The 6609-nt window shown below is 58.3% G+C and carries 4 protein-coding genes and 1 pseudogene; 4 read left to right on the top strand and 1 reads right to left on the bottom strand.

Features of this window, described 5'->3' with window-relative positions; all coding sequences use genetic code 11:
• Positions 1-392, top strand: a 392-nt coding sequence (locus Q0239_RS08085; RefSeq protein WP_298600952.1) for an ROK family protein, incomplete at its 5' end; no start/stop codon positions are given.
• Here Q0239_RS08085 and Q0239_RS08080 read toward each other — a convergent pair.
• Positions 376-1380 (bottom strand): LacI family DNA-binding transcriptional regulator, encoded by a 1005-nt coding sequence (locus Q0239_RS08080; RefSeq protein ID WP_298600949.1) that lies wholly within the window; start codon positions 1378-1380, stop codon positions 376-378. The genes Q0239_RS08085 and Q0239_RS08080 overlap by 17 nt on opposite strands.
• A gap of 211 nt (positions 1381-1591) precedes the next feature.
• On the opposite strand from Q0239_RS08080, the gene Q0239_RS08075 reads away from it, so the two are divergent.
• The 3 genes and pseudogenes from Q0239_RS08075 to Q0239_RS08065 form a co-directional block, all read left to right on the top strand.
• Positions 1592-4120 (top strand): TonB-dependent receptor, encoded by a 2529-nt coding sequence (locus tag Q0239_RS08075; RefSeq protein WP_298600946.1) that lies wholly within the window; start codon positions 1592-1594, stop codon positions 4118-4120.
• Positions 4121-4292: 172 nt separating this feature from the next.
• Complete coding sequence (locus Q0239_RS08070) at positions 4293-5804, top strand: tryptophan halogenase family protein (protein ID WP_298600942.1); 1512 nt, start codon at positions 4293-4295, stop codon at positions 5802-5804.
• Positions 5801-6609, top strand: a pseudogene (locus Q0239_RS08065) (hypothetical protein); the annotation flags it as partial. The gene Q0239_RS08070 and the pseudogene Q0239_RS08065, both read left to right, overlap by 4 nt.

The following is a 6609-nucleotide window of genomic DNA, read 5'->3' as shown; positions in this document are numbered from 1 at the left end:
TCCCCCGTCCCCCCGACGACACCGAATTCAGAGGCAGTTGCCCCTTCCACGGCGATTGCCTCGAGGGCCTTGCCAGCGGACCGGCAATCATCGCGCGCTGGGGCCGCTCGCTCTCCGAACTCGAAGTCGGTCATCCCGGCACAGCCATTATCGCATGGTATCTGGCGCAGGCCATGGTCACCTTTCAGGCCGTCATGGAGCCCGAGCGTATCGTATTGGGCGGTGGAGTGACGGGTACGACAGGACTGCTCGACCTGGTGCGTGCCGAAGCCAGAGCTGCTGCCGCAGGCTATTTTGCAGGTGATCCGGAAAAAGTGATTGTTGCACCGGGGCTTGGCGAACAGTCCGGCTTGCTCGGCGCGCTGGCCGTTGCGCTCAGCTCGACATCCTGACGATCAGTTGCGGTTCCATCACCACCGATTGCGTGTCTTCGCCCGCAATACGGCGCAGAAGCATATCGACCATATGGTGCGCGCCTTGCGTCAGATCCTGGCTGACGGTCGACAGGCGCGGCACCGTTTGTTCACAAATAGCCAGCCCGTCATAACCAATGACATGGACATCACCGGGAACCGCAAGTCCGAACTCGGATAGCGCCCGCAGCGCGCTCATCGCAATAACGTCAGACGCGGCTACGATGCCTTGTGGCCGTTCGCTGACCGAACCTAAAAAGCGGGCAATGTCGGGATGCGCGGCCTCTGCAACCAGATGTGCGGGCAGAACGGTCAAGCGATCAGACAACCCGGCATCTGCCATGGCATCACGACACCCTTCCAGCCGCTGCCCGATTTCCAACGCTTTGGGATCGCCGAAAAAGGCCAACCTGCTGCATCCGCGTTCGAGCAAATGTTTGGCTGCGATGTAGCCCCCTTTGCGGTTGTCCGAGCCGACCGAGCAATGCACCTGCCCCTCGGTATAGCCCCCCCAGACGACCAACGGCCGATAGCGCGCCGCAACTCTGTCGAGCGTTGCGACCTGATCCGACTGGCCGATGACAATTAGCCCGTCGACGCGTCCCGAATCGACAAAGCGGTCGAGCCAGTTGCCATCGGTCGGGATGACGCGCGACAGGACAAGGTCATAACCTTTTTCAGTCAGCGCATCGGCGAGCAGGCCAAGCATTGTGATGAAAAAGGGATCCGAAATATGCTGACCGGTTTCGTGCCCTAGCGGGATCAGTACCCCGATGGCACCTGTGCGCTGAATACGCAAATTGCGCGCCATGATGTTCGGCCGAAATCCATGCTCGTCAGCCAGCGCCTGGATTTTCTCCCGCGTTTTCTTGCTGATAAGTTCAGACCCCGCCAGCGCACGCGAAACCGTGCCGGTCGAAACACCGGCGAGTTCGGCGATATCCTTGATTGTCCGAACCTTGACCATGTTTGGCTGAATTCCCTGTTGCCTTTTATCTTTGCCGGATAACAGCATAGGATTGCAAGGCGAATTTGCGGCATTTTTGCAACGTCTAGCGCGAAATACAATCGATTGCATTTTTCCATTGCAATCGATTGTTATTGATGTATCCAACGCATGCGATCGTCGGCCATGAAAGGCCTGCGGCGATAGGATAGGATCGTTACTGGGAGGTGTTATGCGCAAGGCATATCTAAGGACATTTGCATCTGCAGCGACTCTGGCGCTGGCAATGGCTACCCCTGCAATGGCGCAGGATGAAGCGGCACCGGCTGAAGAAGAAGCCGGCATGCTCGACGAAATCGTCGTTACGGCATCAGGCCGTGACCAGACGAAGATTGAAAGCTCGATCTCGGTCACCAGCGTCAGCGCGCAGATGATCCAGGATTTCCAGCCGAGCTCGGAAGCCGAAGTTTTCAAGCTTCTTCCCGGTATCCAAGTGCCCGGCACCTCCGGTCCCGGCGGCAACTCGAACATCGCGGTTCGCGGTTTGCCCGTGGCAACCGGTGGCGCACCGTTCGTGCAGCTGCAGGAAGACGGCCTGCCCGTCGTTCTCTTCGGTGACATCCAGTTCGGTAACAACGACTATTTCACCAAATTCGATCCGACCGTCGCCAATGTCGAAGCGGTTCGCGGCGGCTCAGCCACAACCTTTGCTTCGCAGGCACCGGGTGCGGTTATCAACTATATCAGCAATTATGGCCGCGAAGAGGGTGGTTATGTGGAGCTCAAAAAGGGCATCGACTATAACGAAACCCAGCTCAACTTCCGCTATGGCGGTTCGCTCACTGACAGCATGAATTTCCATGTCGGCGGCTTTTTCAAAAAGGGCCGTGGTCCGCTCGACGCCGGTTACAACACCAGCGAAAGCCTGCAGGTAAAGGCCAACCTCACCAAGGAATTTGATGACGGCAAGGGCTATTTCCGCCTGCTGTTCAAATATGCCGATACGCAGGAACCCAACTATACCGGTGCCCCTGCCCTTGCACGCATCAGCGGCGGCAAGGTAACTTCGGTCGGTCCGTGGCCCGGCTTTGATGGCCGCAAGGACACCAACTATTCGAAGTATAATCAGAGCTTCCTGATCTACAACCGCGACGGCAATCTTGAGCGGGTCGACATGGATGGCATCACTACCAAGCAGAAGTCGATAGGTGGCCAGTTCCACTACGAATTCTCGGATAACTTCACCGTCGACAACAACTTCCGCTGGTCCGACATCAGCGGTGGTTTCGCCTCGCCCTTCCTCGGCATCGCGACCAGTGTCAGTATCCTTGGCTCGACCGTTAACGGCCGCACCGTTGCCGCGATCCGTTACGCCAGCGGGCCGAATGCCGGACAGCTCTATACCGGCCAATATGTCGACAATAACGTCAACGTGAAAACCAACATCCGCGATCTGGGCAGCCTGGTCAACGATCTGACGCTGGCGGGCAAGTTCGACACCGGTTTTGCCGAACTGACTGCGCGCGTCGGTTATTTCTACATGGACCAGGACATTGCGATGGACTGGCACGTCAACAAATCGCTGCGCGAACTCAGCGGCAACAGCCCGTCACAGCTTGATCTTTATGACAGCGCGACGCTTACCGGCGTCGCCAACAAGATCACGCAGGAAGGTATTTCCGGTTACAACAACAATTGGGGCAATTGCTGCGCCCGTGATTACGATCTGTCCTACACCAACACCGCGCCTTACATGCAGCTGGTACTCGACAATGACGACTTCAACCTCGACGGCAGCGTCCGCTTCGAGCGCGTGAAGGCAGCTGGTTACACCATCGGTGGCGGTGCGGAGTTCAACATCAACTCCAACGGCGTTCTCATCCCGACGATGACCGCCAATGGCGCTCGCGAAATCCTCGACTACGCACGCAGCTACACCAGCTGGACCGTCGGCGGTCTGTGGAAGGTTTCGCCTGACCTGTCGCTCTTTGGTCGCACCTCAAAGGGTGGCCGCTTCAACAGCGACCGCCAGACCGTCAGCGGCAAGTTTAACGCCGATGGCAGCCTCTGCACCCGTGCACAGGCGACCGCGCTGGCCTGCACCGATGGCGTGACGCCTTCGGTCGACTTCGTCACCCAGCATGAAATCGGCGTGAAGAACCGTGGCTCGATAGGCGGCGGTCGTTACTCGGTCGAATTCACCCTGCTGAAGGGCGATTTCAAGCGCAGCGACTTTGAACCCACCGTTACCGGCATCTGCCCTGGCGGCGGCTGCGTCATCGACAACAGCTTCAAAACTAAAGGTGCGGAATTCTTCGCGACGCTGAACTTCGGTGATTTCAACTTCATCGCCAACGCAACTTACACCAAGGCGAAGCAGAAGTTCACTTCAACGCGCAACGGTACGCAGGTGGCAGGTTCGGCCAATTTTGGCCGCGCACTCGGCATCCCTGATCTCAGCTACTCGCTGACCGGTTCGTACGACTTTGGCGACATCGCAACGCTCGGCGTCACCGCGGTTGGCCAGTCGGGAACCTTCGACGGTACGCTCGAATATCCCGGCAAGACGGTCTTCAATACGAATTTGAAGGTGCGTCCGATGGAAAATCTCGAGCTTGGCCTCAACGTATACAACCTGTTCAACACCTATGACGCACGCGGCAATGGTGTGGGCGTGTTCCAGACCGGAACGCCGGCGGGTATCACTGGAACCCCGGTGATTGGCCAGACCTTCACAGGCTCGCTGCGTTTCAGTTTCTGATCGGGGGAGCGAAGGCGCGCCGGGTCGCAACGGGCGCGCCTTCCACCGAAGAGGATTAACTCTGGCAGATTGCCTCCACGGTCTGCTCAGATATTCGGGGATTGCAGCGGCCCAGCCCTTGCAGTCCCCTTTTTCATTGGCGCAGCGCGCGCATTTTTGAGATGAGGCGGATGTGACAAACACCGACAAGGCGATACGTGAAATCCTGATAGTCGGCGGCGGATCCGCCGGGTGGATGACTGCGGCTGCCTTGTCCAACGTGCTCACACAGGGCTGCACGATCACTTTGGTCGAATCCGAAGAAATCGGCACCGTCGGCGTTGGCGAAGCGACCATCCCGCCGATCCGCACCTTCAACCAGATGCTCGGCATCGACGAGCGCGAATTCGTTCGCGAGACGCAAGGGTCGTTCAAACTCGGGATCGAATTTGTCGACTGGGGCAATCTCGGCAATCGCTATTTTCACCCCTTTGGTCCGCATGGAAAACCATACGACATATTGTCGGTGCACCAGCAATGGTTGCGCGACCGCGTTGCGGGCGAAGCGAGCGATTTCGACGAACTCAGCATGGCATGGCAAATGGCCAAGGCGGGCCGGTTCAACCTGCCAAGCCCCGAGGGGCGCAATGTGCTGTCGACCTTTGACTATGCCTATCATTTCGATGCCGGCCGCTATGCGCGTTTCCTGCGCAGCTATTCCGAAAAGCGCGGCGTAAAGCGGGTTGAGGGCAAGATTGCCGATGTCCGGTTGAATGGCGAAAACGGATTTGTCGACGGCGTCACGTTGCAGGATGGCCGCAAACTCGACGCTGAACTTTTCATCGATTGCTCGGGCTTTCGTGGGCTGCTCATCGAAGGCACATTGCAAACCGGCTATGAGGATTGGACGCACTGGCTGCCCTGCGACCGCGCGGTAGCAATCCCCTGTGCCAAAAATGGTTTACCGACCCCCTATACGCGATCAACCGCGCGTGAGGCGGGCTGGCAATGGCGTATCCCGCTGCAACACCGCACCGGTAATGGCTATGTCTATTCAAGCAAGTTCCTGTCCGACGACGCCGCGCTCGAAACGCTGCTTGCCAATCTGGATGGCGAACCACTTGCCGATCCCAATCGCCTTCGCTTCGTTACCGGCATGCGGCGCAAATTCTGGAACAGGAATGTCATCGCCATCGGCCTGTCGAGCGGGTTCATGGAGCCGCTGGAATCGACCAGCCTGCATCTGATCCAGGCCGGAATTTCAAAGCTGCTCGCGCTATTCCCCGATCGTGATTTCGATCCGCTGCTAATCGACGAATATAACCATATCGCGACCACCGAATTTGAACGCATACGCGATTTCCTGATCCTGCATTACAAACTGACCGAGCGTGATGACAGCGAGTTGTGGCGTTATTGCGCTGCGATGGACATCCCCGACACGCTGCAGTTCAAAATCGACCATTTCCGTCGCTATGGCCGCCATATCGCACGTGACATGGATCTGTTCGGCGCGCCCAGTTGGCATGCTGTGCATATCGGCCAGGGCAATATTCCAGAGGCCAGCGATCCGATAGGCGCATATCGCAACGATGAAGGGCGCGAATGGCTTCGCAAATTGCGCGCGGCGATGGCGGCTGCGGCGGTGCAGCAACCGACGCACCAGCAATTTATCGATCAACACTGCAAGGCCCCGGCGGTTTGACCGATCTCGTTCAGCGTGCCGCCACGTTGCGCGATGCGCAGCATATGGAAGAAGCGCTGGATACAATCCGAACAGCCGCCACACTCAATCCCGATGATCCGCGCGCAGCTTTCGGACTGGCGCAGATTAGCTTTGAATGCTGGCAGCCTGCTGCCGATCTGTTCGCCAAAGCACGGCAACTTATGCCCTCAAACGCGGATATCATCCGCAATCACGCGCTCGCCTTGGCGGCCGAGGGGGATAGCGGCAGTGCGCAACTGCTGCTCGAGGAAACATTGGCGGTTGCCCCCGGCTGGGTCGAAGGGCACCGCATCCTTGCCGTGCAGCGCATTACCGAAGGGGATGGAACGGATTTCGACCGCAGCTTTGTAATCGCTGCCAAGGCCGAGCCGCAAAATGTCGCGCTCTATATGGCCTGGTTCCAGTTGCATGCGCAGCGTAAGGATTGGAAACGCGCCGCGAATGTCCTGAACGCCGCACAAGCCCGGTTGCCGGGCAATCGCACGCTTGAACTTGCCGCTTTATATCTTGCCAGTGAATCCGGCGACGCGCGGAATGATCCCACATTGTTCGATACGGTCGCCGACCTGGCCGACCCCGGCATCGATCTGTGCAGGGTGCGCCACCATTTACGCGCAGGCGATCCGATTAGGGCAATGGCCATTACCGAGCGACATGTGACAGGGCCGACAGCCCGCATGTTCTGGCCATATCTCGCGCTGTGCTGGCGCCTGCTGGACGATGCGCGCGCTACTTGGCTCGATGGCAAACCGATTTTTGCGACAGCACTCGATCTTGAATTTTC

The sequence above is a fragment of the uncultured Sphingorhabdus sp. genome (genome assembly GCF_937872355.1).
In the GTDB taxonomy this organism is placed as follows: Bacteria; Pseudomonadota; Alphaproteobacteria; order Sphingomonadales; family Sphingomonadaceae; genus Sphingorhabdus_B.
The sequence above is the reverse complement of the archived record's forward strand: the minus strand, read 5'-3'. Positions and strand labels throughout refer to the sequence as shown.